This is a genomic window from Intrasporangium sp. (genome assembly GCF_032907665.1).
GTDB lineage: Bacteria > Actinomycetota > Actinomycetes > Actinomycetales > Dermatophilaceae > Intrasporangium.
Genome location: NZ_JAJJPG010000005.1, coordinates 17,532 through 42,502, shown reverse-complemented (window position 1 = coordinate 42,502; position 24,971 = coordinate 17,532). Strand labels below are relative to the sequence as shown.

The window sequence follows — 24,971 nt, the reverse complement described above, 5'->3', positions numbered from 1 at the left end:
GAGGTGGCCGACCGTTCCCGGACGCGACGCCTCCGCACCGCTCTGGTGGCTCAGGTTGGTGGCCGCGTTCGGCCGGCCGAGCGGCATACGCCGTCGTCGCCGAGACGCCGGGATCGCACCACGACCTGTTCACGCGCCCGGGCGAGATCACCGATGTGCTGGTCGCCGCCGCGGGCCACGGACAGAATGGGGCTGATGACTGACGCGATCGAGATCAGCGGGCTGACCCACCGCTTCGGGGAGCGGGTCGTCGTCGCCGACCTCACGCTGAGCGTCGCGCGCGGCGAGTCCTTCGGCCTGCTCGGGCCCAACGGGGCCGGCAAGACCACGACGATCCGACTGCTCAACACGCTGCTGCCCGTCCAGAAGGGGGAGATCGCCGTCTTCGGACGCTCGGTGCGCAGCGAGCCGATGGCGGTGCGCAGGGTGCTCGGCTACGTCCCCCAGCAGCTGTCCATCGAGACAGCGCTCACGGGCAGGGAGAACGTCGAGTGGTTCGCCCGGCTCTACGACGTTCCGCGCCGCGAGCTGCGGGCCCGGGTGGACGAGGCGCTCGCCATGGTCGACCTCCAGAGCGAGGCGCATCGCCGTGCATCCACCTACTCCGGTGGGATGCTGAGGCGGCTCGAGCTGGCCCAGGCCCTCGTGAACCGGCCGGCGCTGCTCGTGCTCGACGAGCCGACCCTTGGCCTCGACCCCGTCGCTCGCGACAGCATCTGGCAACGGGTCCTGCAGATGCAGCACGACCTCGGCACGACCGTCCTGCTCACGACCCATTACATGGAAGAGGCCGACACCCTCTGCGACCGGGTCGGGCTCATGCACGTCGGTCGGCTCCAGGCCATCGGCACCCCGTCGGATCTCAAGCGCGGCTGGGGCCCGGGAAGCTCCCTCGAGGACGTCTTCCGGCACTACACAGGGGCGGCGCTCGCGCAGAAGGAGGGAACCAACGATGTCCGACCCGCGGCGCGTCGAGGTGCTCGACGTCTGGGCTGACCAACCCCATCGGGAGGGGCTGTCGAGGCTGGCCTCGCGCATCGCCACCTTCTCCCTGGTCGAGCTGCAGAAGCTGCGCCACGACCGGGGCGAGCTCGTCACCCGCGCCGTCCAACCGGTTCTCTGGCTCGTGGTGTTCGGCACGACGTTCAGCCGGATGCGGGCCCTGCCGACCGGCGGGGTGCCCTACCTCGACTTCCTTGCCCCCGGCGTCATCGCCCAGTCCGCGCTCTTCGTCTCCATCTTCTACGGCATCCAGATCATCTGGGAACGCGATGCCGGGGTGCTCGCGAAGCTCCTCGTCACGCCCACGCCGCGAAGTGCCCTCGTCGCAGGCAAGGCGTTCGCGGCCGGCGTGCGTTCCGTCGTCCAGGCAGCGATCATCGTCGTGGTCGCCGCGGCCATGGGCGTTGGTCTGCTCTACCATCCCCTCCGGCTCCTCGGGGTGGTTCTCGTCGTCATGCTGGGTGCCGCCTTCTTCGCGTGTCTCTCGCTGTGCATCGCGGGCATCGTGCTCCAGCGGGAACGCCTCATGGGCATTGGCCAGGCCATCACCATGCCGCTCTTCTTCGCCTCCAACGCCCTGTACCCCATTGATGTCATGCCCACGTGGCTCCAGGTGATCAGCCGGGTCAACCCCCTCAGCTACGAGGTCTCGGCTCTGCGCGGGCTGCTCCTTGGCACACCGACGAACTACTGGCTCGATCTGGGCGTCCTCTCGGCGAGCGCGCTGCTCGCGATTGTCGTGGCGGGGTCCCTCATCGGGCGACTGGCCCGATGACCCCGGGGGCCGCGCGGCGCGCAGCCGACGCGTGACGCCATCCGGGGCGCCTACGCTGGCGCCGTGACGTTCCTGCGCGCGCTGGTGATGCTGCTGCGGCTCGACGGCTTCCGGCGCCTGTTCCTGGCGAGGATCACGTCGCAGGGCAGTGACGGCGTCTTCCAGGTCGCGTTGGCGAGCCATGTCCTGTTCAACCCGGAGCAGAACGCCGACCCCAAGGTGATCTCGGCCGCCTTCGCCGTCGTGCTCCTGCCCTACAGCGTCCTGGGGCCCTTCGCCGGCACCCTGCTCGACCGCTGGCCACGCCGGAGGGTCCTCGTCGTCAGCCAGCTCGTCCGGGCAGCGGTCATGCTCGCGGTGTCTGCGCTCATCCTCGCCGGGTCCACGGGTCTCGGCTTCTTCGTCGTCGTGCTCGTCGTCTTCTCGGTGAACCGGTTCGTCCTGGCCGGCTTCTCGGCGGCCCTGCCCCATGTCGTGGCCAGGGAGCACCTCGTCAGCGGCAACGCCGTCGGGCCGACCTGCGGTTCCGTCTCGTACTTCCTCGGTGGGATCGTGGGCGGGGTCATCAGTGCGCTCGGCAATGACTCGACCGTGGTGCTCGTGGCCGTGCTGGGGGTCCTCTCGGCGGCCTGGGCCGCGAAGCGGCTCCCGTTCGTCGGGCCTGATGCCCGTGGCCGGGGTCCACGTCCCCTCGAGGTGCTCTCGGCGGTGGTCCGCGGTCTGGCCGACGCCGCCCGGACCCTGCCGCGCCGGGCCCGACTGCTGCTCGGGCTGGTGTTCATCTCACGACTGCCCTTCGGCTTCGTCCTGCTGCAGACCCTCCTGCTGTTCCGGGGGCCGTTCGCCCGTCCGGACCAGGAGGTCGGGGACGTCCTCGGCTTCGGCTTCGCCGCAGCTGCCGCGGCAGCCGGCTTCGGTGTGGCGGCCTTCGTCACGCCGTGGCTCGCCCCGCGCTGGCACCCGGTGCCCTTCGCCTCCCGCATGCTCGCCGTGTCCATGGTGGCGACGCTGGTCCTGGCGCCCTGGCTCGACCCCTGGGCGGTGTCGGCGACGAACTTCGTCGTCAGCTTCGCCGCCCAGACCGTCAAGATCAGCATCGACAGCCTGCTCCAGGCACACGTGCCCGATGCCCTGCTGGGCCGCACCTTCTCGCTGCAGGACATGATGTACAACTCCGGCCTCGTGGCCGCGGCCACCCTGGCGGCGTGGACGTTGCCGGCCGACGGGGCAGTGACGTGGTCCTTCTTCGCCGTCGCCATCGTCTTCGGGGTGCTTGCCACGACCCTGCCGATGGCGTGGCGTCGGGTGTCCGCCCACGACGAGCGGGCGCCGCTGACGCCCGGCCCCGTGGGCGGCGAGTGAGAGCGGCTCCCGGACACCGGCCCGCCAGCCAGCCTCGAGCAGGGTCCCGCACCCGGCCCCGTTAGGCTGGCCCGGTGCTGCCCCAGGTCACGGCTACCCGTTACGTCACCCCCCTCAAGGAAGGGGGCTCGCTCCCCGGGATCGTCGAGGCGAGCGACCTCGGCACCTACGTGATGAAGTTCCGTGGCGCGGGCCAGGGGCTGAAGGTGCTCGTGGCCGAGGTCATCGTTGCCGGGCTGGCCCGCGCCGTCGGCGTCCCGGTGCCGGATCTCGCCGTCGTCGCCCTCGACGAGCGGATCGCGAAGTACGAGGCCGACGAGGAGGTCCAGGATCTCCTCCGGGCCTCGGTGGGGACCAACCTCGGGGTCGACTTCCTGCCGGGCTCGCTCGGCTACGACGGCTCGCAGCCCCCGTCCCGAGACCTCGCCGAGCGCATCGTGTGGCTCGATGCCTTCTCGGCCAACGTCGACCGGACCTGGGCCAACCCCAATCTCCTGGTCTGGCATGGGCAGACCTATGCCATCGACCACGGTGCCGCGCTGTACTTCCACCACGCGTGGCCCACCAAGGCCCCGTCGGCCGAGCGCTTCGCCGCGCAGGCGTTCGATGCGAGCCGGCACGTGCTGCGCGACGTCGCCGGGGACGTCGCGGCCCGGCACGACGAGCTGCGCGCGCTGATGACCGCACCGGTGATCGACGCGGCCCTCGACGACGTGCCCGACGAGTGGCTCGAGACGAGTCCACACCTCGGCGACGTCGGCGCCGTGCGCGCCGCCTACCGCGCGCTCCTGCTGGCCCGCCTCGAGAGCAGCGCGTGGGTGCCGGGGAGGGCTGCGGCATGAAGGCCTACCAGTACGTCGTCCTCCGGCTCGTGCCCCGTGTGGACCGCGATGAGTTCCTCAATGTGGGTGTCGTGCTCTACTGCCAGGATGCCGACTTCCTCGAAGCGGCGTGGGAGCTCGACGAGGCCAGGGTCGGCGCGTTCGCACCGTCGTGCGACCTCGACGGCGTGCGCGGGATGCTCGAGCGGGTCCGAGCCGTCTGCCGAGGCGAGACCGGGCGGGGCCTGCCCACCTTCGACAAGCGGGGGCAGCGCTTCGGCTGGATCATCGCCCCGCGCTCGACGGTCGTCCAACCGGGGCCGGTCCACGGTGGGCTGACGGACGATCCAGCGGCCGAGCTCGAACGGCTGCTCGCGCGCCTCGTCCGCGTCGACCGCGCCTGACCCGGGGTTGGCGCAGCCAGCGCCCGGACGTGCCCACGTGACGTGACCGACCGTGGTTCAGTCCTGACCCCCGACGCGGAGCGCCCACATGGCCACCGCCGACGCGGCCGCCACGTTGAGCGAGTCCACGCCACCGGCCATCGGGATGCGGACCGCCAGGTCTGCGGCTGCGACGGTCCGGGCACCGAGGCCGTCGCCCTCCGTGCCGAGCACCACGGCGACGCGCTCGGGGGGCTCGGCCGCGAAGTCATCCAGCGTCACGGCGTCGTCGGAGAGGGCCAGCGCCGCGACGGTGAACCCCAGGGCGCGCAGCGTGTCGATCCCCTCGGGCCAGGGATCGATCCGCGTCCACGGCACCTGGAACACCGTCCCCATCGAGACGCGGATGGATCGCCGGTAAAGCGGGTCGGCACACCGCGGTGTGACGAGCACGGCGTCGACCCCGAGGGCGGCCGCGGACCGGAAGATCGCGCCGACGTTGGTGTGGTCGACGATGTCCTCGAGCACCATGACGCGCCGGGCGTCGGCGAGGAGGGACGCGACGTCGGGCAGGGCCGGACGGTGCATCGAGGCCAGCGCCCCCCGGTGCAGGTGGAAGCCGGTCAGACGCTCGATGACGTCATGCTCCCCCACGAACACCGGAACGCCTCGCGCCTCGGCGTCGGCGACGATGTCGGCCAGGTCCGTGAGCCACCGCCGAGCCATGAGCAGTGACCGCGGCCGGTGCCCCGCCGCGAGCGCCCGTCGGATCACCTTCTCGCTCTCGGCGATGTAGAGACCGCGCTCCGGCTCGGTCCGCCGCCTCAGGGCGACGTCGGTGAGCGAGACGTAGTCCTCGAGCCGCGGGTCGGAGTGGTCGGTGATGAGGATGGGCACCGGCCAAGGGTAGAGGGCCCTCGCTCGCCCTCGGCGCTCGATCGACCGCACTCGATGGCCAGCGCCCGATGGTCAGCTCTGGTCGTCAGGGGAACCAGATGAGCTTGACGATGGCGACGACGCCGATGGCGACGATGAGCACCCGGAGCGCCGGGGGCGGGATCCGGCGACCCACGTGCGCTCCGATGACCCCGCCGGCAAAGCTGCCGACCGCGATGAGCGCGACGACGAGCCAGTCGATGTGATGTCGGGCGAAGACGACGAAGAGGAGGGCGGCGACGGCGTTGACGATCAGGGCCAGCACGTTCTTGTAGCCGTTGAGGCGCTGGAGCGGCTCGGCGCTGAGCGCGCTGAACAGGCCCATGAGCAGCACACCTTGGGCGGCTCCGAAGTACCCGCCGTACATCCCCGCGACGAGGACGCCCACGCCCATCGCCGGCCCGTGCCAGGCCGGCTGCTCGTGGCGGTCCCTGGCGGCCCAGGCCTGGACCCGTGGCCCGAGGACGACGAGCACGAGGGCAAGGCCGATGAGGGCGGGCACGATCGCGTTGAAGGCGCTCGGCGGCAGCACGAGGAGCAGGACCGCCCCCATGACCGCCCCGAGGAAGGACAGGGGCATGAGCCGGCGCAGGGCAGGAGCCTGTCCGGTCAGCTCGTGACGGTAGCCCCAGGCCCCTGTCGCCCCGCCGGCGACGAGTCCCACGGTGTTGGACACGTTGGCCGCGAGGGGGGTGACACCGAAGAAGAGCAGGGTCGGGAAGGTGATGAGCGTCCCGGAACCGACGATGGTGTTGATCATCCCGGCGCCGGTACCGGCCAGCGCGACGGCTACGGCGGACCAGAACGACACCCGGCCACCCTAGGCGAGGGTGGCCGGGCGTCGCACGGCACACGTCGGTGGACCGGTCAACGCGTGGGCGGCAGGTCCTCCCCCTCGGGCAGGTCGGTCGCGTCAGGGATGCTGGGCGGAGCAGCGGGCGGCGCCGGGTCCGGCGCCCCTGCCGAGGCGGGTGGCGCGATGGGGGCAGCCGAGGGCATGGGCGCCGCGGGGGGCACCTCGTCGGCGGGCCGCTGGATGGGTGGCTGCTGCCGGCCCACGGGCGCCGCGTGCTCGGTCGACTCGGCGCTGGCCTGTGCGGCCTGACCCCGGGCCTCGGCGAGGGCCTTGGCCGGGTCCTCCAGGACGGTCTCGGCGAACGCGTCGTCGTCGGGCGTCCCGGGCTCGACCCAGTCCTCGTCCTCGCCGAAGCCGGGCCGAGGGTTGGTGGAGCCCAGGGCGCCGCCGATCCCACGGAGCGCGTCCGTCAGCTCCGAGGGGACGATCCACATCTTGTTGGAGTCTCCCCGGGCGAGCTGTGGGAGGACCTGGAGGTACTGGTAGGCGAGCAGCTTCTGCGTCGGCTTGCCGCGGTGGATCGCCGCGAAGACCTGTTGGATGGCCCGCGCCTGGCCCTGTGCCTCGAGGATGCGCGCCTGTGCGGAGCCCTCGGCACGGAGGATCTGGCTCTGCTTCTCACCCTCGGCCGTGAGGATGGCGGACTGCTTGACGCCCTCCGCCGTGAGGATGGCCGCGCGCCGGTTGCGCTCGGCACGCATCTGCTGCTCCATGGAGTCCTGAACGGAGTGCGGTGGGTCGATCGCCTTGAGCTCGACCCGGTTGACCCGGATGCCCCACTTGCCGGTCGCCTCGTCGAGCACGCCGCGCAGCTGCCCGTTGATCTGGTCACGGCTGGTGAGGGTCTGCTCGAGGTCGAGCGAGCCGATGACGTTACGGAGCGTCGTCACGGTGAGCTGCTCGATGCCCTGGATGAAGTTGGCGATCTCGTAGACGGCTGCCTTGGCGTCGATCACCGAGTAGTAGATGACGGTGTCGATGCTGACGACGAGGTTGTCGGAGGTGATCACCGGCTGGGGCGGGAAGGTGACGACCTGCTCGCGCAGGTCGATGTTGGCCCGCACCTTGTCGACGAAGGGCACGAGGAAGTGGATCCCTGCCGTCAGTGTCTTGTTGTAGCCGCCGAGGCGTTCGACGATCTGCGCGGTCTGCTGCGGGACGATCCGCACCGTGCGCAGCACGATGATGAGCGCCACGACGATGATCAGCAGCGGGATGATGAGTACCGGGTCCACGACCTACTCCCTGTCTTCTGGGGTGAACGCGCTTCCCTGGCGGGTGGCGCGGGCTGGGGTGCGGGCACGGGCCCGCGGTGACGCTGGTGTGAGAAGGGGGCGCAGCCCTCAGCTGCCGAGGATGCGAGCCCGGCTGACGACGACCGTGGCGCCCTCGATGGCGTCGACGACGACCTCCTCACCGGGCTCGATGCTGTCGCCCGTCGTGCGCGCGCTCCACGTCTCCCCGGCCAGCTTGACCCTGCCGTTGGACGTCGTCACGCGGTCGAGGACATAGGCCGATCTGCCGAGATTTGCCTCCGCCCCCATCGGCTGGTGCTGCTCGACCGTGAAGCGGCGTTTGAGCCAGGGCCGGACGGTGACGAGCAGCACGACCGCGACCAGCGCCGCGACGACCGCCTGGACGAGGAAGGGCGCCCCGAGGGCGGCCGCTGCCGACCCACCGAGTGCCCCACCGGCGAGCATGAGGAACATGAAGTCAACGGTGGCGGCCTCGACGGCCACGAGCACGAGCGCCACCCCGAGCCAGACGATCCATGCGTATCCCTCGAACACGTTGCACCCGACCTTCCTCCGGATCGCCCGCGAGGGCGACTCCCGTTACGTCACAGGTGTGACGTCTTCGATTCTGCCTCAGTTCCACAGCCAGATCGGCGGCCCGGCTAACGGATCGGTCACGACCTCGCCCGAGCCGACCACCGCTCGCCGTGCCGCTCGAGGACGAGGGGCATGCCGAAGGTCTCGGAGAGGTTCTCCTCGGTCAGGGTGATCGGGATGGGCCCCGCCGCGACGACCCTTCCCTCCCGGATCAGCAGCACGTCGGTGAAGGAGGGCGGGATCTCCTCGACGTGGTGGGTGACGAGGACGAGCGCGGGCGCCTCGGTGTCGGCGGCCAGCTCGCCGAGTCGCCGGACGAGGTCCTCACGCCCACCGAGGTCGAGCCCCGCCGCGGGCTCGTCGAGGAGCATGAGCTCCGGGTCGGTCATCAGTGCCCGGGCGATCTGGACGCGCTTGCGCTCGCCCTCGCTCAGCGTGCCGTAGAGCCGGTCGGCGAGGTGCTCGGCGCCGAGCGCCCGGAGCAGCTCCATCGCGCGCGCGTAGTCGAGGTCGTCGTAGTGCTCGCGCCACCGGCCGATGATGCCGTAGGACGCCGTGACGACAACATTCCCCACCAGCTCGTCGCCGGGAATCCGGTCGGCCATCGACGAGCTCGACAGCCCGATCCGCGGCCGGAGCTCGAAGACATCGACCGCACCGAGCACCTCACCGAGGACCCCGGCCACGCCGGACGTCGGGTGCAGACGCGCGGCCGCGATCTGCAGGAGCGTCGTCTTGCCGGCCCCGTTGGGACCGAGGATGACCCAGCGCTCTCCCTCCTCGACCTCCCACGTGACGTCGTCGAGGAGCAGGGTGCTGCCCCGTCGGACGGACACGCCCGCGAAGGCGAGGACATCGCTCATGGTTCCGACCCTATGCCACGCCCCACCGCGGTCCGCGGTGCCTCTCGGCGGCGCACCTTCCGGCTGGGCGCGCCTACGATGGCGCCTGATGTCTGAGCTGCCCTCGTCCGTGCGCCTCGCCCTGTGGGTCACCGCCGCGTGGAACGGCGTCCTCCCGCTCCGAGCTGCCGTGGCCCGCTCGTTCCCCGACCTCGACCACGTTGCCGGCGACCTCGGCCGCCTCGAGGTGTGGCGCGACCTCGGCGAGCGGGCCCTCTTCGTCGCGCTCCCCCGGCCTGGGGACGTCAGCCGTATGCCGCTGAGCGGGGCCCCCGCCACCGCGCTGGCTGTCGAGGCGGGTGAGTGCGTCTTCGTCCCGTCGCTCGGGGGGCTGCTCGTCCCGGTGCTCTCCGAGTTCGGGCCCGACGGTGACACGGGATGGCGCGTCGACTGGTCGGCGCACGACGCGCAGCCGGTGCCCCGGCACCGGCTCGAGATGATCGACCTGCGCGACGTCGAGCGCACCCTCGTCACCCGGCTGCGAGAGCACACGGACGCCCTGGAGACGGTCGGCGGGACGCCGTGGGACGCCTCGGCCCGGGCGGAGGCCGAGTCCGCGCTCGACACACGCTCGTGGGGGTTGCCCGACGGCACGCCTGCGAAGGCCGTGCGGGTCATGTCGCTGGCCGCGACGGCGGGCCTGCTCGCGGGCCGGGCGTGGCGCGTCAGGACCCTCGGTGCCGGTGGGGTCGACGTCGGCACGAACGCTCGGCGAGAGTCGCTCCTCCGGTCCCTCGGCGCCGACGCCGACGATGCCCTCGCGGATGCGACGAACGTTGCCGTGATGAGCCTCGCCGGGTGGCGCCCGGCCTAATCTTCGGGCGTCGGGGTGGGCCTCCCCGGCATAGTGGGGACATGGCCGAGAACCACGAGCTCACCACCCTGGACGAGTCCACCTTCGACCGCGTGCTGTGCGTCGCCGCACACCCCGACGACCTCGAGTACGGCACGGCAGCAGCCGTCGACAAATGGGTCAAGGCCGGCAAGACCGTGACCTACCTGCTGGTGACGCGAGGAGAGGCCGGCATCGACACGATGCCGCCCGACGAAGCCGGGCCCGTCCGCGAGCAGGAGGAGCGGGACGGCGCCGAGGAGGTCGGCGTGACGGTCGTCGAGTTCCTCGACGGATTCCGCGACGGGGTGGTGGAGTACGGCCTCCCGCTGCGTCGGGCGATCGCGCGGGAGATCCGGATCCGCAGGCCCGACCTCGTCGTCACCTCCACCTTCGCTCCCTACTTCCCCGGCGGCTTCGTCAACCAGGCCGATCACCGCGCGGTGGGCCTGGCCACGCTCGACGCCAGGGCCGATGCGGGCAACCGGTGGATCTTCCCGGGCCTCGTCGACGATGGGCTCGAGCCGTGGCAGGCGAGGCAGCTGTTCGTCGTTGCCGACCTCGAGCCCAGCCACGCCGTGGACGTGTCGGGCCACTTCGAGGAGGCCGTCGCGTCGCTGTCGGCTCACGACCGCTACCTCGAGGCCCTCGGCCCGGACTACCCGAGGCCTCGGGACCTGCTCCAGCAGATCCTCGGCGGCCCGGGTGCGGCGCTCGGTGTCGAGCACGCGCTCGTGGGCCGGCTCATCGGCTGAGAACTGCCCCGGAGCCCCCAGGGCCGCCCAGCGCCGCCCACGGTCGTCCAGCCCGGCCGCGCCGCGGGACGGTCCGCGCCTACGGGTAGCCGGGCACGCGTCCGGTGCTCGAGCCGCCCTGCCGCCGGCGGCGCCAGCGCCGCATCATGAGAACGAGCCTGACGAGGACGAACGCGAGGATGACGAGCCCGACGAGGGCGAGGATCGGTGCGAGGAGCGCAGCGAGGCTCAGGCCCACCGAAGCGGTGTCCTCCGCGGTGGACACGACCGGGGTGCCCATGCCGAGGGTGCCCGCGTCGATGGCCGGCCGGGCGGTGGACTTGCCCGCGTGCACGAGCCCCGAGACGACGACGCCGAGGACGACCCCGACCCAGGGGTTTTCGGCCATCCACGACGACTGGTCGACCTCCTCGGCAGCGGACGACGCGGCGAACATCAGGCCGCCCATGCTCGGGCGGATGAACGTCTGCACTGCGTCGTTGACCGTGTCGACCGCGGGGATCTTGTCGAGGACGACCTCGGTGAGTAGCAGGACCGAGCCGATGCCGATGGCCCAGCCGCTCTCGATCCACGTCAGGCTCGTCGGCAAGGTGATGACGTCGGTGAACCGGGCGATGAGGGCCACCACGAGGAAGGGGATGTAGGCGTTGAGCCCGGCCGCGGCGGACAGACCCATCCCCGTCAAGGCTTCGATCATCAGTGACCTCCGTGACGCACCCGTTACCGCGTTGGGTCATGTCTACCGCAGCCGTGGGCTGCATCGGGGGACGAGACCCGCGCGCTCCGGGCACGCGGGACCGGGACCAGCGGGAGCGAGCCCAGCGGCATACGGCCAGGGTTCAGCTCGCGAGGGCGACCCGGTAGACGGCGAGCGTGCGGTCGCCGATGGTCGCCCACGAGAAGGACTCGACGGCGCGACGACGACCGGCGGCGCCGAAGGTGCGGGCGCGCTCCGGGTCCGAGACGGCATCGGTGAGGGCGGATGCGAGGTCGGCGACGAATCGCTCCGGGTCGACGGGTGTCCCGGTGCCGTCCTGGACCTGGTCGATCGGCACGAGCCACCCCGTCTCCCCGTCGACGACGACTTCCGGGATGCCACCGGTCGCGGTGGCGACGACGGGCAGCTCGCAGGCCATCGCCTCGAGGTTGACGATGCCGAGCGGTTCGTACACCGAGGGGCAGGCGAAGACCGTCCCGTGCGAGAGCAGGGCGATGACCTCGGAGCGCGGCAGCATGTCCGGGATCCAGACGACGCCCGCGCCGCGCTCGGCTCGCAGGCCCTCCATGAGACCTTCGACCTCCGCCATGATCTCGGGGGTGTCGGGAGCGCCGGCGCACAGGACGAGCTGCACGTCAGGCGGGAGCTCGGCGCAGGCCCGGAGCAGGTAGGGCAAACCCTTCTGACGGGTGATCCGGCCCACGAAGACGACGGACGGGCGGTTCGGGTCGACCCCGTGGCCCTCGACCACGGCGCGCGCCTCCGCGGAGCGGTCGGCCCGCCACTGCTGCGAGTCGATCCCGTTGTGCACGACCTGGACCCGGGCCGGGTCGAGCGACGGATAGCTGCGGAGGATGTCCTCGCGCATGCCGGCACTCACCGCGATGACCGCCGCTGCCGCCTCGTAGGCGGTGCGCTCGGCCCACGACGAGACGCGGTAGCCGCCACCGAGCTGCTCGGCCTTCCAGGGTCGCATCGGCTCCAACGAGTGGGCGGTGACGACGTGCGGCATCCCTCCGAGGAGCGAGCCGAGGTGGCCGGCCAGGTTGGCGTACCACGTGTGCGAGTGCACGAGGTCGGCGCCGGCGCAGTCGCTCGCCATCGCCAGGTCGACGCCGAGCGTCCGGATCGCGGCGTTCGCGTCAGCGAGGTCGGGCAGGTCGGCGTAGGCGGTCGTGCCCGCCTCGTCCCGCGGGGCGCCGAAGCACCGCACCTGCACGTCGATGTCGCCCCGGGAACGCAGGGCGCGCACCAGCTCCGCCACGTGCACCCCGGCGCCTCCGTAGATGGCCGGCGGGTACTCCTTGCTCAGGATGTCGACGCGCACCTCTCGAGCCTAGCCTTCGGGCAGGTGTGACCCACGCCCTGAAATGGGCGAGTCCTCCCTCTGCGCGGTCTCGCCGCCTAGGGTGAGGTCATGGCGCGACGCAGCCCGTCCTCAGGTCCGAAAGTCCTCGCCATCGTGCTCGCCGGCGGGGAGGGGAAACGCCTCATGCCCCTCACCGCCGACCGGGCCAAGCCAGCGGTGCCCTTCGCCGGCATCTACCGTCTCATCGACCTCGCCCTGTCCAACGTCGTCAACTCCGGCTACCTCAAGGTCGTCGTGCTGACGCAGTACAAGTCGCACAGCCTCGATGCCCACGTGACCAAGACGTGGCGCATGTCCACCCTGCTCGGCAACTACGTGACGACGGTGCCCGCGCAGCAGCGGGTCGACAAGAACTGGTACCTCGGCAGTGCGGACGCCATCTACCAGAGCCTCAACCTCATCCACGACGAGAAGCCCGAGATCGTCATCGTGGTCGGCGCCGACCACGTCTATCGCATGGACTTCAGTCACATGGTGGAGCAGCACATCGATTCCGGCGCGGGCGTCACCGTCGCCGCCATCCGGCAGCCGATCTCGCTCGCGGACCAGTTCGGCGTCATCGAGGTGGACGACTCCGACCCGACGCGCATCGCTGCCTTCCTGGAGAAGCCGAAGGACACCAAGGGACTGCCGGACAGCCCTACGGAGATCCTTGCCTCGATGGGCAACTACGTGTTCACGACAGCAGCGCTCATCGACGCGGTGAGCCGCGACCGCGACCGCGAGGGCAGCAAGCACGACATGGGGGGCGACATCGTCCCCGACTTCGTCGACCGCGGGGAGGCCGCGGTGTACGACTTCAAGGACAACCCGGTCCCGGGCGCCACCGACCGGGACCGCGGCTACTGGCGCGACGTGGGAACGATCGAGTCGTACTACGACGCCCACATGGACCTCGTGTCGATCCACCCGATCTTCAACCTCTACAACTACGAATGGCCGATCTACACCCAGCACGCGCCCTACCCTCCGGCCAAGTTCGTCCACGGCAGCGGTGACCGCATTGGCGAGGCGCTCAACTCCGCCGTCTCCCCCGGCGTCGTCGTCTCGGGCGCCCACATCTATGCGTCCGTGCTCTCGCCCCTCGTCCACGTCCACTCGTATGCCAGCGTCCAGGGCTCCGTGGTCCTCGACAACGTCGAGGTGCAGCGCCACGCCCAGATCCGGCGCGCGATCATCGACAAGGGCGTCGTCATCCCCGAAGGGTGCCAGATCGGCCTCGACCACGAGCACGATGCGGCCCGGGGCCTCCACGTCACCGAGACCGGGATCGTCGTCGTCGGCAAGGGCCAGACCGTGACACGATGAGCGGGTGACCGCCACCTCCCCTTGGGACGAGGACGACTGGAACGCACGGACGCTCGCTGCCTATGAGCAGCAGGCGCACCGATACCGCGAGCAGACCGGGGACCTCCCCGAGCACCCCTGGCTCGAGCGTCTGGCGAAGGACGCGCCGCCGGGAAGGATCCTGGAGGTCGGCAGCGCTCATGGCCGGGAGGCCGACGCCCTCGAGGCTCGGGGCCGTCGGGTGCACCGCACGGATGCCACACTCGCCTTCGTCGAGATGCAGCGTGCCGAGGGCCACGCCGCCGACGTCCTCAACGTCCTCACGGACGACATCGAGGGCCCGTATGCCGCTGTGCTGGCCGACGCGGTCTTCCTGCACTTCCGGCCCGGCGAGCTCAGACGGGTCCTCGCGAAGCTGCGGACGGCTCTGGCCCCGGGCGGCTTGCTCGCCTTCAGCGTGAAGGTCGGGGACGGCTTCGAGTGGAGCTCGCACAAGCTCGGGGTGCCGCGGTTCTTCCAGTACTGGCAACCGGGCCCACTCCGAGCCGTCGTCACCGACTGTGGCTTCGACGTCGTCACGCTCGACGTCACCGAAGGCACGCCCTGGGACTGGATCCGGGTCGTCGCGACCCCCCGGCGCGACGCGTCCCTGCCCGGGAGCGAGCACCGTGCCGACTGACCCGCGAGGTCTGCGCGGGGACGCGCCGCTGCTCGATGCCTGGCTGCGCTTCCACGAGAGGATGCCGACCGCGTTCACGATCCCCGGTCACAAGCACCGGCACGACCTCGTCGGTGACATCGTGGCCGGCGACGTGCCGCTGTATGCGGGCCTCGACACGATGAGGCTCTCCGGGGGGCTGCTCGCCGACGCCGAGGCCCGGGCTGCTGCCCTGTGGGGGGCTGACGTCTGTCGCTTCTCCGTCGGGGGCTCCACCCACGCCAACCAGGCGGTCGCCCTGGCCATCGGGCAGGACGGGGACCGGGTGCTCGTGGGCCGCACCCTGCACCGCTCGGTCCTGCTCGGTCTCGTCCTCGCCGGACTCGAGCCGGTGTGGTTGCTCCCCGAGGTCGACGAGCGCACCGGTCTGCCCCTGGGAGTCACCCCGGCCGCCGTCGAGGACGGTTTCCGTCGCGCACCCGACGCCGTGGCGGTCCTCATCGGCAGCCCCTCCTACGTCGGCACCCTGGACGACGTGGCGGGCATCGCGGCGGTGGCCCACGACCACGACCGACCCCTGGTGGTGGACGCGGCCTGGGCGGCGCACTTCGGCTTCCACCCCCAGCTCCCTCGGCATGCGATCAGCCTCGGTGCGGACGCCCTCGTGACGTCGGCGCACAAGACGCTCCCGGCGTGGTCGCAGGCCGCCTACCTGCTCGCCCGGACCGATCGGATCGACCCGGCGCGCCTCGACGCCGCGGTGGAGGCGACCCACACGACGAGCCCCGCCGGCGCGATCCTGGCGAGCACGGACGCCGCACGCGCCCTGCTCGCCCGCGACGGCGTCAGCCTGCTCGGCGAGCTCGTCGACCGCGTGGCGCGTGCCCGCGAGCGGCTGCGCGCGGTGCCGGGCCTCGTCGTCCTCGACGGTCCAGACGTCGACCCGGCGAAGCTCACGCTCGTCCTGCCCGGGACGGGAGCCGACGGGGTGGCCGTCGAACGCGACCTGCTCGCACTCGGGCTGCCCGTGGAGCTCGCCGACCGCGACACCGTGGTGGCCATCGTCACGCTCGCCGACCGTGACGACGACGTCGAACGCCTCGTCGCGGCCCTCACCCGCGCGATCGAGTCGCACCGCGACCGTCCGAGGGCGATCGTTCCGGCGCTCGCCTGGAGCGTCGAGCCCGTCACGGTCACCAGCCCGAGAACCGCGTTCCTCGGACCGCACGAGACCGTCCGTGCCGACGAGGCGGTCGGCCGGACCTGCGCCGAGCTCATCGCCCCCTACCCGCCGGGGATCCCCGTGCTTGCCCCGGGTGAGCTGGTCACGGCCACGGCGATCGAGTCGCTGCGGTCTGCGCTGTCGCACGGGACACGGGTCGCCTATGCCGCCGACGCGAGCCTGGCCACCCTGCGAGTGCTCCCCGTGACGCGCGCGACCCCGTGAGCGGCTGCTGTCCCGCCTGCGAATTGGGCTGGCCCTTCTGAGCCGGGGGCCGGGAGGATGCACCTGGACGACGCCCCGGACCAGGGAGGAACGATGAGCGAGACGGCACCCCTCAGTGCGGCTGACCCGCGGCCGGCCCGGGTCGGCTTCACGGTGCCGCCCCAGCACGCCTCGATCGCGGAGATCCGGCGCACGGTGGCCACCCTCGAGGAGCTCGGAGCCGATCTCCTCTTCACCTGGGACCACTTCTTCCCGCTGAGTGGCGACCTGGACGGGAGGCACTACGAGTGCTGGACCATCCTCGGCGCCTGGGCGGAGGCGACCGAGAGGGTCGAGATCGGCGCGCTCGTCACGAGCAACTCGTACCGCAACCCCAACCTTCTCGCAGACATGGCTCGCACCGTCGATCACCTGAGCGGCGGCCGGCTCGTCCTCGGGATCGGTGCGGGGTGGACCCAGCGGGACTACGACGAGTACGGCTACGACTTCGGCACCGCCGGGAGCCGGCTCGACGACCTCGCTCGCGACCTGCCGGTCATCCGCGACCGCTGGACCCGGCTCAACCCGCCTCCGACGCGCGAGATCCCGATCCTCATCGGCGGGGGTGGCGAGCGGAAGACGCTCCGGATCGCCGCCGAGCACGCGACGATCTGGCATGGTTTCGGCGACCAGCACGTCATCGCCCACAAGCACCGGGTGCTGGACGACTGGTGCGCCCGACGCGGCCGCGACCCGCTCGAGATCGAGCGCGCGGCCGGGGTCGCCTTCGTCCCCGGACGCCACCCCGACCAGCGTGCCGACTACCCCGGCAATGCGCAGCTGCTCCACGACATCGGCACCCGGCTGTTCACGGCCAGCATGTCCGCCGTCGACCCCGACCTCGGACGGGCCCGGGACCTGCTCCAGTGGCGCGACGAGGTGAACGCCCGGCGGGACCTCGCCACCGGCAGCTGACCGCTCGCAGGTGCGCGGCTGCCCCCGCAGGCGCGCGGCTGACCGCAGGGACGGGGCGGGTGTGACCGGTCGCATGCCGGATCGGTTCGGCCGTGGCGACCCCGGGTGGCTAGCCTTTCGAGCGTGACGAGCGAGCACGACAGGACCCTGAGCATCACCGTGACCGGCGAGGACCGGCCCGGCGTCACGAGCACGATGCTCGGGGCCGTCGGTGGCACCGGCGCCGAGGTGCTCGACATCCAGCAGGTCGCGCTCCACGGACACCTCACCCTGGCTCTGCTCCTCTCGCCCGGCGACCATGCTGAGCAGCTGCGCGACGCGGCCGCAGTGGTGGCCCACCGCCTGGGGTTGTCCCTCTCGGTGCTCGAGGGCACGGGCGACAATGCTCGCCCGCGCCACGGCAGGGCCGCCGTCGTCGTCCTCGGCGCGCCGCTGCGGGCCGACGCGGTCGCGCTCGTCACCTCCCGGATCGCCGACCACGGGGCGAACATCGACCGGATCCGGAGGCTCTCCCGATACCCGGTCACGACGGTCGAGTTCGACATCAGTGGCGCCGACGTGCCGACCCTCCGCAAGGAGCTCGCCCTCGTCGCGGCGTCCTCGGGAATCGACATCTCCGTGGCCCTCGGCGGCCTCGCCCGTCGAGGACGGCGCCTCGTCGTCCTCGACGTCGACTCGACCCTGATCCGGCAGGAGGTCATCGAGATGCTCGCGGCCCACTGCGGTCGCGAGGAGGAGGTCGCCGCGATCACCGCGCGCGCGATGGCCGGCGAGCTCGACTTCGAGCAGTCGCTCCGGGCGCGCGTCGCCACCCTCGAGGGGCTCCCCGCCTCGGTCCTCGCGGAGGTGCGCCGCGACATCGTCCTCACGCCCGGCGCCCGGACTCTCGTGCGCACCCTCAAGCGCCTCGGCTTCACGGTCGGCCTCGTCAGCGGCGGCTTCATCGAGATCGTCGGTGACCTCGCCGCCGAGCTGGGAATCGACCACGCGCGGGCCAACCGCCTCGAGATCCGGGACGGCGTCCTCACCGGCCGCGTCGTCGGCGACGTGCTCGACCGGGCCGGCAAGGCCGCCGCCCTGCGCGAGTTCGCCGCGCTGGAGGGGCTTCCGCTGAGCCGGACCGTCGCGATCGGCGACGGGGCGAACGACCTCGACATGCTCCACATCGCCGGACTCGGAGTGGCCTTCAACGCCAAGCCGCTCGTCCGCGAACAGGCTCACACGAGCGTCAACGTGCCCTACCTCGACTCGGTGCTCTACCTCCTCGGAATCACGCGCGAGGAGATCGAGGAGGCCGACCGGGGCGATGGGCCTGTGACGGGCTGAGTCGATGTGGTCGATCGACGCTGGGCTCGATCGATCCCATCGAACGGGTTGCGCGGGTGGGTTGCGCTACTGCCCCATGGCGTGGACGCCACCGTCGACGTGGAGGATCTCCCCCGTCGTCGCCGGGAACCAGTCGGACAGCAGGGCCGCGCACGCCTGGGCCGCGGGCACCGGGTCGTTGACGTCCCACCCGAGCGGTGCCCGCTCGTCCCAGACCTCCTCGAAGCGCTCGAAACCGGGGATCGACTTGGCGGCGGTCGTGCGGATCGGGCCGGCCGCGACGAGGTTGCACCGGATCCCCTTCGGGCCGAGATCACGGGCGAGGTAGCGGTTCGTCGACTCGAAGGCCGCCTTGGCCACGCCCATCCAGTCGTAGACGGGCCAGGCGAACTTCGCGTCGAAGGTGAGGCCCACGACGCTCCCGCCCTCCCCCATGAGCGGCAGGGCGGCGACGGCCAGCGACTTGAGGCTGTACGCCGAGATCTGCAGCGCCGTCGAGACGTCCTCCCAGGTGCCTTCGAGGAAGTTGAAGGCACCCTGCGGGGCGAAGCCGATGGAGTGCAGCACCCCGTCGAGGTGGTCGACGTGCTCGCGCAACCGATCGGCGAGCGAGTCGAGGTCGTCCTGGCTGGCCACGTCGAGCTCGATCACCGGTGGGGTGGCGGGCAGCCGCTTGGCGATGGCCCGCGTGATCTTCATCGTCCGTCCGAAGGAGGTCAGGACGACCTCCGCGCCCTCTTCCTGGGCGAGCTTGGCGACATGGAACGCGATCGAGCTGTCCATGAGGACACCGGTGACGAGCAGCTTCTTTCCTTCGAGGATTCCCATGGTCGTGGGCACCTTTCTCGTGTGGGGGGCGACGTGCGAGCGGAGGCCGGCGCAGCGGCATACGAAGATTGCGGTTGTCGTATGCCGCTGGGCCGGCTCAGTGCCCCATGCCCAGTCCGCCGTCGACGGGGATGACGGCCCCGGTGATGTAGCCGGCCTCGTCGCTCGCGACGAAGCGGACGACGGCCGCCACCTCCTCCGGGGTGGCGAAGCGACCGGCGGGGATGCTGGCGAGGTAGGCCTTGCGCTGCTCGTCGGGCAGGACCGCCGTCATCTCCGTGTCGATGAAGCCGGGCGCCACGACGTTGGCCGTGATGCCGCGTCCGCCGAGCTCGCGCGTGATCGAGCGGGCCAGGCCGACGAGACCCGCCTTCGACGCTGCGTAGTTCGCCTGCCCGGGCGAGCCGTAGAGACCGACGACGCTCGAGATGAGGACGATCCGTCCGCGGCGCTTGCGGATCATCCCGGTCGCGGCGCGGCGCGCGCACCGGAAGGCTCCGGCGAGGTTGGTGTCGACGACGGCGTCGAAGTCCTCGTCGCTCATCCGCATGAGGAGGGTGTCGCGGGTGATGCCGGCATTGGCCACGAGCACCTCGACCGGCCCGCCGAAGAGGTCCTCGGCGGCGGTGAACGCGTCGTCGACGGACGCCGTGTCGGTGACTTCGCACGTGACGCCGCGCAGCCCCTCGGGTGGCTCACCTGACCGGTGCGTGATGACGACGGTGTCGCCGGCCTCCTGGAAGGCGCGCGCGATGGCGAGGCCGATCCCCCGGTTGCCTCCGGTGACGAGCACGTTGCGCGGCTCGGTGACTGCCACCTGGTCTCCTTGGCGTGTGATGTGAGCGGGCCGACGGCTGCCGGCGCGTGGACAGCCCTGAACCTAGTGGACTACCCGTGGGTATGCCGAAGCGTCCCCAAGGGGGCGTGGGGGTCATCGCCGCCGCCCGGGCTTATGGTTGACCGGTGGCACAAGGCAAGCAACGACCCGTGGTGCACAACGTCACCTCGGCGCCGTCCTCCCCCGCGGACGACCAGGCCCAACGGGTCAAGCGGTACCTGACGATGATGGGCATCCGCGTCGTGTGCCTGGGCCTCGTCTTCGTCCTCGACGGGTGGCTGCGTTGGGTGGCCCTGGTCGGTGCCGTCGTGCTGCCGTACATCGCCGTCGTCACGGCGAATGCCGTTCGCCCGAGCCAGTCCGGCGCGATCCAGCCGGTCACACCCCCGGACACGCGCCGGCTCGAGCAATGACGCCGCCTCCTGCCGTGCCGATGCCCCCGGCCGAGGACCATGTCTGCAGCGCGAAGGGCTGTCGTGCGTCCGCGGTCCACGCCGTGGTCTGGCGAAACCCCAAGCTGCATGTCGAGGGGCGACGCAAGGTGTGGCTCGCCTGCGACGAGCACCAGCAGGCGCTCGCGGACTTCGTGGGTCTGCGCGGGTTCCTCATCGAGGTCATCCCCGTCGGTGCCCTCACCGACGCGGACGGTTGACCGGTCCGCTCGCGGCGGTCAGCCACCGATGGCCGACATGGGACGGTCCGGCTGGACGAAGTCGGGGTCGCCGATCCCGTGGCCCCGGCGTTTGCGCCACATCTCCCCTCGCATGAGATCGAGCAGCTCGTCGTCGGACGCCCCGTCGCGCAACGGGGTGCGCAGGTCAGTCTCGGTGCGGGAGAAGAGGCAGTTGCGCACCTGGCCGTCGGCCGTGAGCCGGGTTCGGTCGCAGGCCGCGCAGAAGGGCGCCGAGACGCTCGCGATGATCCCTACCGTCGCTGGGCCGCCGTCCACGAGGAACCGCTCGGCCGGGGCGCTCCCCCGCTCCTCGGCGGGCAGCGGGGTGAGGGTGTAGCGCTCGGACAGCGTGGCGCGGATCTCGTCGGCCGTCACCATGTCGCGCCGGTCCCACGCGTGCTGGGCGTCGAGCGGCATCTGCTCGATGAAACGCAGCTCGTAACCGCGGTCGAGACACCACTGGAGCACGTCGGCGACGGAGTCGTCGTTGACGCCGCGCATCGCGACCGCGTTGACCTTGACCGGCGTGAGGCCCGCGTGGGCCGCGGCCTTGAGCCCGAGCTCGACGTCGGTGAGGCGGTCGCGGCGGGTGAGCCGGGTGAAGGTCTCCGCGTCGATGGTGTCGAGGCTGACGTTGACCCGGTCGAGGCCGGCTTCCGCGAGGCGCTGGGCGACCCGCTCGAGACCCACGCCGTTGGTCGTCATGGCGATCCGGGGCCGCGGCTCGAGCGCCGCGATGCCGGCGACGAGCTCGACGAGGGAGCGGCGCAGGAGTGGCTCGCCTCCGGTGAGGCGCACCTGGGTGACGCCGTCGCGGACGAAGAGACCGATGAGCCTGAGCAGCTCCTCGTCGGTGAGCATCTCCGCCTTGGGCATCCACGGCAGGCCCTCCGCGGGCATGCAGTACGTGCAGCGCAGGTTGCAGCGGTCCGTGACCGAGACCCGCAGGTCACGGGCGACCCGCCCGAACTGGTCGCGCAGGCCGGTCTGGCCGGCGGGCCGGCCGATCAGGTCGTCGGGCCGGACGGTGGGATCCGGAAGGCGCGTCATGACCACCACTCTAAGCCGGGTAGCGTCGTTGTCGTGCTCCGGCTCTGGCTCACGCGGCGATGGCTGCTGACGACCCTCGTCGCCGTTCTCTTCGGCGTGGCGTGCTGGACGCTGGGCTCGTGGCAGTGGAGCCGGCACGTCGAGCAGCGCACGAAGGTCACCGCGATCGAGGAGAACTACGAGGCCCCGCCGGTGCCGCTCACGGCCGTCCTGGACCGGCTGGGGGCCGGTGGGCTGGCACCCGAGGAGCAGTGGACGCGGGTGACCCTACAGGGCAGCTACCTGCCCGGGTCGGACCTCATGGTGCGCAACCGCACCAGGGACCAGACGGTCGGCTTCGAGGTGCTCACCCCGTTTGTCACCGAGCGCGTGACCATCCTCGTGGACCGCGGTTGGGTGCCGAACGCGCGCGAGGCCGAGCAGACCCCCGCGGCCGATCCGGCGCCGACCGGTCCGGTCGAGGTCGTCGGCTGGCTCCGGACCGGTGAGCCCGACCTCGGACGCGACCTCCCCGCTCCCCAGCTGGCGAGCATCAGCGTCGACGACGCACGGGCCAGCGTGCCCCAGCTGGGCGACCTCGACGCGTACGTCGTCCTGGGGACGCAGTCCCCGAGCACGCCTGCGGGTGACCATCCGGTGTCGCCGCTCCCCCGCCCCGACGAGGGGCTGGGGCCGCACCAGGCCTATGCGATCCAGTGGTGGCTCACCATGCCGGCCGGGCTCGTCTTCGTCGTCTTCGCCATCCGCCGGCAGGTGATCCAGTCGGCAGGAGATCGCGAGGGCGCGGGCGCCGCCAAGCCGAAGAAGGTGCGGATCTGGGACGAGGAGGACGCCTGAGTCCTGTCGCGTGGCTGACCGTGTCGGGGTCGGTACAGCTAGACCTGCTCGCCCCGGGACGCGAGGACCTGCTCGCGGAGGATGTCCGCGTGCCCGCAGTGCTGGGCGAGCTCGCGAAGCATGTGGAGATAGACCCAGCGCAGCGGCAGCGGGCCGCGACGGTTGCCGGTGATGACGTCGTCGAGTCCCAAACGGCTGGTGGCCTCGCGCGACGCCGCACAGGCCTTCCGGTACCGGCCCAGGACGCTCTCTATCGTGTCCGCCGGGTCGAGGATGAAGGACGCGTCAGGGCTGGCGGGAATCCCGATCTCGGCCCGTGACCGTCCGGTCACTGCCTCGTCGAACCAGACCCCCTCGACGAAGGTCGCGTGCTTGACGAGACCGAGCAACGTGGTGCGCGACGGCACGAGCGAACGGCGGGCCTCCTCCTCGCTCAAGCCGGCGAGGCAGGCGTCGAGCTGGCTCCGGTGGTCGTCGAGGAACAGCTCGAACTGCGCCTGGGGCGGCGCCTCGAACGCCTCGGGGCTCATGGCGTGCGCATGGGAGGGCATGAGGGGAGCATAGGGCCGGCGCCTGGTCGGAATCAGGCGAGGGCAGGCCCGGTCGGCAGGGCGACCGTGTCACGCTCGTCCGAAGCCCGTGGGGAGTCCGCGAACTGGGTCGCGTGGAGGTCGGCATAGAGACCTCCGGCCGCGAGGAGCGCCGCGTGACGACCGGTCTCCACGATCCGACCGTGATCGAGCACGACGATGACGTCGGCCTGCCGGATCGTCGAGAGCCGGTGGGCGATGACGATCGAGGTCCGACCGGCCAGGGCTGCGTCGAGGGCCCGCTGCACCGCCACCTCTGACTCGGAGTCGAGGTGCGCCGTCGCCTCGTCGAGGACCACGATGTCGGGCGCCTTGAGGAGCAGGCGCGCGATCGCCAGACGCTGCTTCTCGCCGCCGCTGAGACGGTGGCCCCGGTCGCCGACGACGGTGTCGAGGCCCTCGGGCAGGTCGTCGACGAGGTCACTGATCTGCGCGGCCCGCAGCGCCTCGGCCATGTCCTGCTCGGTGGCATCGGGCCGGGCGTAGAGCAGGTTGGCGCGGATGGTGTCGTGGAAGAGATGAGCTTCCTGGGTGACGACGCCGACGCGGTCCCGCAGCGAGGACAGGGTGGCATCTCGCAGGTCGAGGCCACCGATCCGGACCGCACCGGAGGTGGGGTCGTAGAGCCGGGTCACGAGGGACGTGAGGGTGGTCTTGCCGGCGCCGGAGGGACCGACGAGGGCGACGAGCTGGCCGGGCTCGACGACGAGGCTGACCTCGTGGAGGACGGGTCCTCCTGCCCGGCGATCGCCACTCGCGGCCGCCTCGAGGGACGCGAGGGACACCTCGTCGGCGGAGGGGTAGCGGAACGAGACGCCGTCGAGCTCGACGCCGAGCGGCCCTGCGGGCAGGTCCTGTGCACCCGGGCGCTCGTCGACGAGCGGCTCGAGGTCGAGAACCTCGAAGACACGCTCGAAGGAGATGAGCGCGGTCATGATGTCGACCCGCACGTTGGACAGGGAGGTGAGGGGCCCGTAGAGCCTGGCCAGCAGGGCGGCCAGGGCGAGCAGTGTGCCGACGGAGAGCGAGCCGCTGACGGCCATGAGGCCGCCGAACCCGTAGACCATCGCGGTCGCGAGCGCGGCGACGAGGGTCAGGGCCGCCATGAAGACCGTGCGGTTGATCGCGATCTGCACACCGACGTCCCGCACTCGACTCGCGCGCTCGTCGTACTCCGCCTCCTCCCGCCGCGGGTTGCCGAAGAGCTTGACGAGGAGCGCACCGGCGACGTTGAACCGCTCCGTCATCCGGGTCCCCATGTCGGCGTTGAGCGTCATCTGGCGGGAGGCGAGGGCGGCGAGCCGTCGTCCCATGAGCTTGGCGGGGATGAGGAAGAGTGGCACCAGCAGGAGGGAACCGAGGGTCAGCTGCCACGACAGCGAGAACATCGCCCCGATGACGAGGACGACCGAGACGAGGTTGCTCACGACGTTGGACAGCACCGACGTGAAGGCCTGCTGGGCGCCGATGACGTCGCTGTTGAGCCGCGAGACGAGCGACCCGGTCTGCGCGCGGGTGAAGAAGGCGATGGGCTGCCGGAGCACGTGGCCGAAGACCTCGGTGCGCAGGTCCTTGATGAGGCCCTCACCGATCCGGGCGGAGTACCACCGCTGCACGACGCTGAGGAGCGCGTCGAGCACGGCGATGGCTGCGACGACGAGGGAGAGCCGCACGACGACGCTCGAGTCCTTCGGGATGACGCCGTCGTCGACGAGGGACTTGATCAGCAGAGGCACGGTGACGACGAGCACCGAGTTGACGATGACCACGCCGAGGAAGGCGATGATCGACGACTTGTAGGGCCGCGCGTAGGAGAAGACGCGTCGGCGGGTGCCCGGAGCGAGGCTGCGCTCGGTCACGCTGCGGTCGCGCGACATCGAGCGCATCATCATCCACGGCTGCATGCCCACCGGCGGGACCTCCTTGCTCGTCTCACGATC

At 71.4% G+C, this 24,971-nt stretch carries 27 protein-coding genes; 15 read left to right on the top strand and 12 right to left on the bottom strand.

Annotated elements, in window-relative coordinates; translation table 11 throughout:
• Positions 1 to 195 precede the first annotated feature (195 nt).
• The 5 genes from LOY02_RS01635 to LOY02_RS01615 all read left to right on the top strand — a co-directional run bounded on the left by LOY02_RS01635 (position 196) and on the right by LOY02_RS01615 (position 4,364).
• The gene (locus LOY02_RS01635) at positions 196 to 996 is read left to right on the top strand and encodes an ABC transporter ATP-binding protein (RefSeq protein ID WP_317180573.1); all 801 of its coding nucleotides are present in this window, start codon (positions 196 to 198) and stop codon (positions 994 to 996) included.
• Positions 953 to 1,777, top strand: a complete 825-nt coding sequence (locus LOY02_RS01630) for an ABC transporter permease (protein ID WP_317180572.1) — start codon at positions 953 to 955, stop codon at positions 1,775 to 1,777. Before LOY02_RS01635 ends, LOY02_RS01630 begins: the two co-directional genes overlap by 44 nt.
• Positions 1,778 to 1,840: 63 nt before the next feature.
• The gene (locus LOY02_RS01625; RefSeq protein ID WP_317180571.1) at positions 1,841 to 3,139 is read left to right on the top strand and encodes an MFS transporter; all 1,299 of its coding nucleotides are present in this window, start codon (positions 1,841 to 1,843) and stop codon (positions 3,137 to 3,139) included.
• Between the two features lie 74 nt (positions 3,140 to 3,213).
• Positions 3,214 to 3,981 (top strand): HipA family kinase, encoded by a 768-nt coding sequence (locus LOY02_RS01620; RefSeq protein WP_317180570.1) that lies wholly within the window; start codon positions 3,214 to 3,216, stop codon positions 3,979 to 3,981.
• Positions 3,978 to 4,364, top strand: coding sequence for a DUF3037 domain-containing protein (locus tag LOY02_RS01615; RefSeq protein ID WP_317180569.1), 387 nt, complete (start codon positions 3,978 to 3,980; stop codon positions 4,362 to 4,364). The genes LOY02_RS01620 and LOY02_RS01615 overlap by 4 nt, the downstream gene beginning before the upstream one ends.
• A gap of 57 nt (positions 4,365 to 4,421) precedes the next feature.
• Here the strand turns inward: LOY02_RS01615 and LOY02_RS01610 are convergent, their stop codons facing one another.
• The 5 genes from LOY02_RS01610 to LOY02_RS01590 form a co-directional block, all read right to left on the bottom strand.
• A complete protein-coding gene (locus tag LOY02_RS01610) occupies positions 4,422 to 5,240 on the bottom strand; it encodes an RNA methyltransferase (protein WP_317180568.1) in 819 nt (272 codons plus the stop codon).
• Positions 5,241 to 5,325: 85 nt separating this feature from the next.
• A complete protein-coding gene (locus LOY02_RS01605; protein ID WP_317180567.1) occupies positions 5,326 to 6,090 on the bottom strand; it encodes a sulfite exporter TauE/SafE family protein in 765 nt (254 codons plus the stop codon).
• A 56-nt stretch (positions 6,091 to 6,146) separates the two neighbouring features.
• A complete protein-coding gene (locus LOY02_RS01600) occupies positions 6,147 to 7,370 on the bottom strand; it encodes an SPFH domain-containing protein (protein WP_317180566.1) in 1,224 nt (407 codons plus the stop codon).
• Positions 7,371 to 7,478: 108 nt separating this feature from the next.
• On the bottom strand, positions 7,479 to 7,925 hold the full coding sequence (locus LOY02_RS01595; protein WP_317180565.1) for an NfeD family protein: 447 nt from the start codon (positions 7,923 to 7,925) through the stop codon (positions 7,479 to 7,481).
• Positions 7,926 to 8,044: 119 nt separating this feature from the next.
• Entirely contained in the window at positions 8,045 to 8,830 is a 786-nt protein-coding gene (locus LOY02_RS01590; protein ID WP_317180564.1) for an ABC transporter ATP-binding protein, read from the bottom strand.
• 88 nt (positions 8,831 to 8,918) lie between these two features.
• Here LOY02_RS01590 and LOY02_RS01585 point away from each other — a divergent pair, with 88 nt between their 5' ends.
• Positions 8,919 to 9,683 (top strand): hypothetical protein, encoded by a 765-nt coding sequence (locus LOY02_RS01585; protein ID WP_317180563.1) that lies wholly within the window; start codon positions 8,919 to 8,921, stop codon positions 9,681 to 9,683.
• A gap of 41 nt (positions 9,684 to 9,724) precedes the next feature.
• Positions 9,725 to 10,456 carry a PIG-L deacetylase family protein gene (locus tag LOY02_RS01580; RefSeq protein WP_317180562.1) on the top strand — a complete coding sequence of 244 codons (732 nt, stop codon included), beginning with the start codon at positions 9,725 to 9,727 and terminating at the stop codon, positions 10,454 to 10,456.
• 79 nt (positions 10,457 to 10,535) lie between these two features.
• On the opposite strand, the gene LOY02_RS01575 is transcribed toward LOY02_RS01580, so the two are convergent.
• Both LOY02_RS01575 and glgA read right to left on the bottom strand, forming a co-directional pair.
• Positions 10,536 to 11,153, bottom strand: coding sequence for a DUF4126 domain-containing protein (locus tag LOY02_RS01575; RefSeq protein ID WP_317180561.1), 618 nt, complete (start codon positions 11,151 to 11,153; stop codon positions 10,536 to 10,538).
• Positions 11,154 to 11,295: 142 nt separating this feature from the next.
• Entirely contained in the window at positions 11,296 to 12,501 is a 1,206-nt protein-coding gene (glgA, locus tag LOY02_RS01570) for a glycogen synthase (RefSeq protein WP_317180560.1), read from the bottom strand.
• Positions 12,502 to 12,591: 90 nt separating this feature from the next.
• On the opposite strand from glgA, the gene glgC reads away from it, so the two are divergent.
• From glgC to serB, 5 genes are all read left to right on the top strand, one after another.
• Positions 12,592 to 13,851: a glucose-1-phosphate adenylyltransferase gene (gene glgC, locus LOY02_RS01565; protein ID WP_317180559.1), complete on the top strand. Its 1,260-nt coding sequence runs from the start codon at positions 12,592 to 12,594 to the stop codon at positions 13,849 to 13,851.
• 4 nt (positions 13,852 to 13,855) lie between these two features.
• Positions 13,856 to 14,509 carry a class I SAM-dependent methyltransferase gene (locus tag LOY02_RS01560; protein WP_317180558.1) on the top strand — a complete coding sequence of 218 codons (654 nt, stop codon included), beginning with the start codon at positions 13,856 to 13,858 and terminating at the stop codon, positions 14,507 to 14,509.
• Positions 14,499 to 15,935: an aminotransferase class I/II-fold pyridoxal phosphate-dependent enzyme gene (locus LOY02_RS01555; protein WP_317180557.1), complete on the top strand. Its 1,437-nt coding sequence runs from the start codon at positions 14,499 to 14,501 to the stop codon at positions 15,933 to 15,935. The genes LOY02_RS01560 and LOY02_RS01555 overlap by 11 nt, the downstream gene beginning before the upstream one ends.
• A gap of 93 nt (positions 15,936 to 16,028) precedes the next feature.
• Positions 16,029 to 16,889: an LLM class F420-dependent oxidoreductase gene (locus LOY02_RS01550; protein WP_317180556.1), complete on the top strand. Its 861-nt coding sequence runs from the start codon at positions 16,029 to 16,031 to the stop codon at positions 16,887 to 16,889.
• A 123-nt stretch (positions 16,890 to 17,012) separates the two neighbouring features.
• Entirely contained in the window at positions 17,013 to 18,215 is a 1,203-nt protein-coding gene (gene serB, locus LOY02_RS01545; RefSeq protein ID WP_317180555.1) for a phosphoserine phosphatase SerB, read from the top strand.
• 66 nt (positions 18,216 to 18,281) lie between these two features.
• Here serB and fabI read toward each other — a convergent pair whose 3' ends face one another.
• A complete protein-coding gene (fabI, locus tag LOY02_RS01540; protein WP_317180554.1) occupies positions 18,282 to 19,043 on the bottom strand; it encodes an enoyl-ACP reductase FabI in 762 nt (253 codons plus the stop codon).
• 97 nt (positions 19,044 to 19,140) lie between these two features.
• A complete protein-coding gene (locus LOY02_RS01535) occupies positions 19,141 to 19,860 on the bottom strand; it encodes a beta-ketoacyl-ACP reductase (protein WP_317180553.1) in 720 nt (239 codons plus the stop codon).
• Between the two features lie 146 nt (positions 19,861 to 20,006).
• Between LOY02_RS01535 and LOY02_RS01530 the strand changes: the two genes are divergently transcribed.
• Both LOY02_RS01530 and LOY02_RS01525 read left to right on the top strand, forming a co-directional pair.
• A complete protein-coding gene (locus tag LOY02_RS01530) occupies positions 20,007 to 20,294 on the top strand; it encodes a DUF3099 domain-containing protein (RefSeq protein ID WP_317180552.1) in 288 nt (95 codons plus the stop codon).
• Complete coding sequence (locus LOY02_RS01525; RefSeq protein WP_317180551.1) at positions 20,291 to 20,533, top strand: hypothetical protein; 243 nt, start codon at positions 20,291 to 20,293, stop codon at positions 20,531 to 20,533. Before LOY02_RS01530 ends, LOY02_RS01525 begins: the two co-directional genes overlap by 4 nt.
• Before the next feature lie 18 nt (positions 20,534 to 20,551).
• On the opposite strand, the gene moaA is transcribed toward LOY02_RS01525, so the two are convergent.
• Positions 20,552 to 21,604 (bottom strand): GTP 3',8-cyclase MoaA, encoded by a 1,053-nt coding sequence (gene moaA, locus LOY02_RS01520; RefSeq protein ID WP_317180550.1) that lies wholly within the window; start codon positions 21,602 to 21,604, stop codon positions 20,552 to 20,554.
• Between the two features lie 33 nt (positions 21,605 to 21,637).
• Between moaA and LOY02_RS01515 the strand changes: the two genes are divergently transcribed.
• Positions 21,638 to 22,441 carry an SURF1 family protein gene (locus tag LOY02_RS01515; RefSeq protein WP_317180549.1) on the top strand — a complete coding sequence of 268 codons (804 nt, stop codon included), beginning with the start codon at positions 21,638 to 21,640 and terminating at the stop codon, positions 22,439 to 22,441.
• A gap of 38 nt (positions 22,442 to 22,479) precedes the next feature.
• On the opposite strand, the gene LOY02_RS01510 is transcribed toward LOY02_RS01515, so the two are convergent.
• Complete coding sequence (locus tag LOY02_RS01510; protein WP_317180548.1) at positions 22,480 to 22,992, bottom strand: DinB family protein; 513 nt, start codon at positions 22,990 to 22,992, stop codon at positions 22,480 to 22,482.
• Between the two features lie 32 nt (positions 22,993 to 23,024).
• Positions 23,025 to 24,935 carry an ABC transporter ATP-binding protein gene (locus LOY02_RS01505; RefSeq protein WP_317180598.1) on the bottom strand — a complete coding sequence of 637 codons (1,911 nt, stop codon included), beginning with the start codon at positions 24,933 to 24,935 and terminating at the stop codon, positions 23,025 to 23,027.
• Positions 24,936 to 24,971 lie beyond the last annotated feature (36 nt).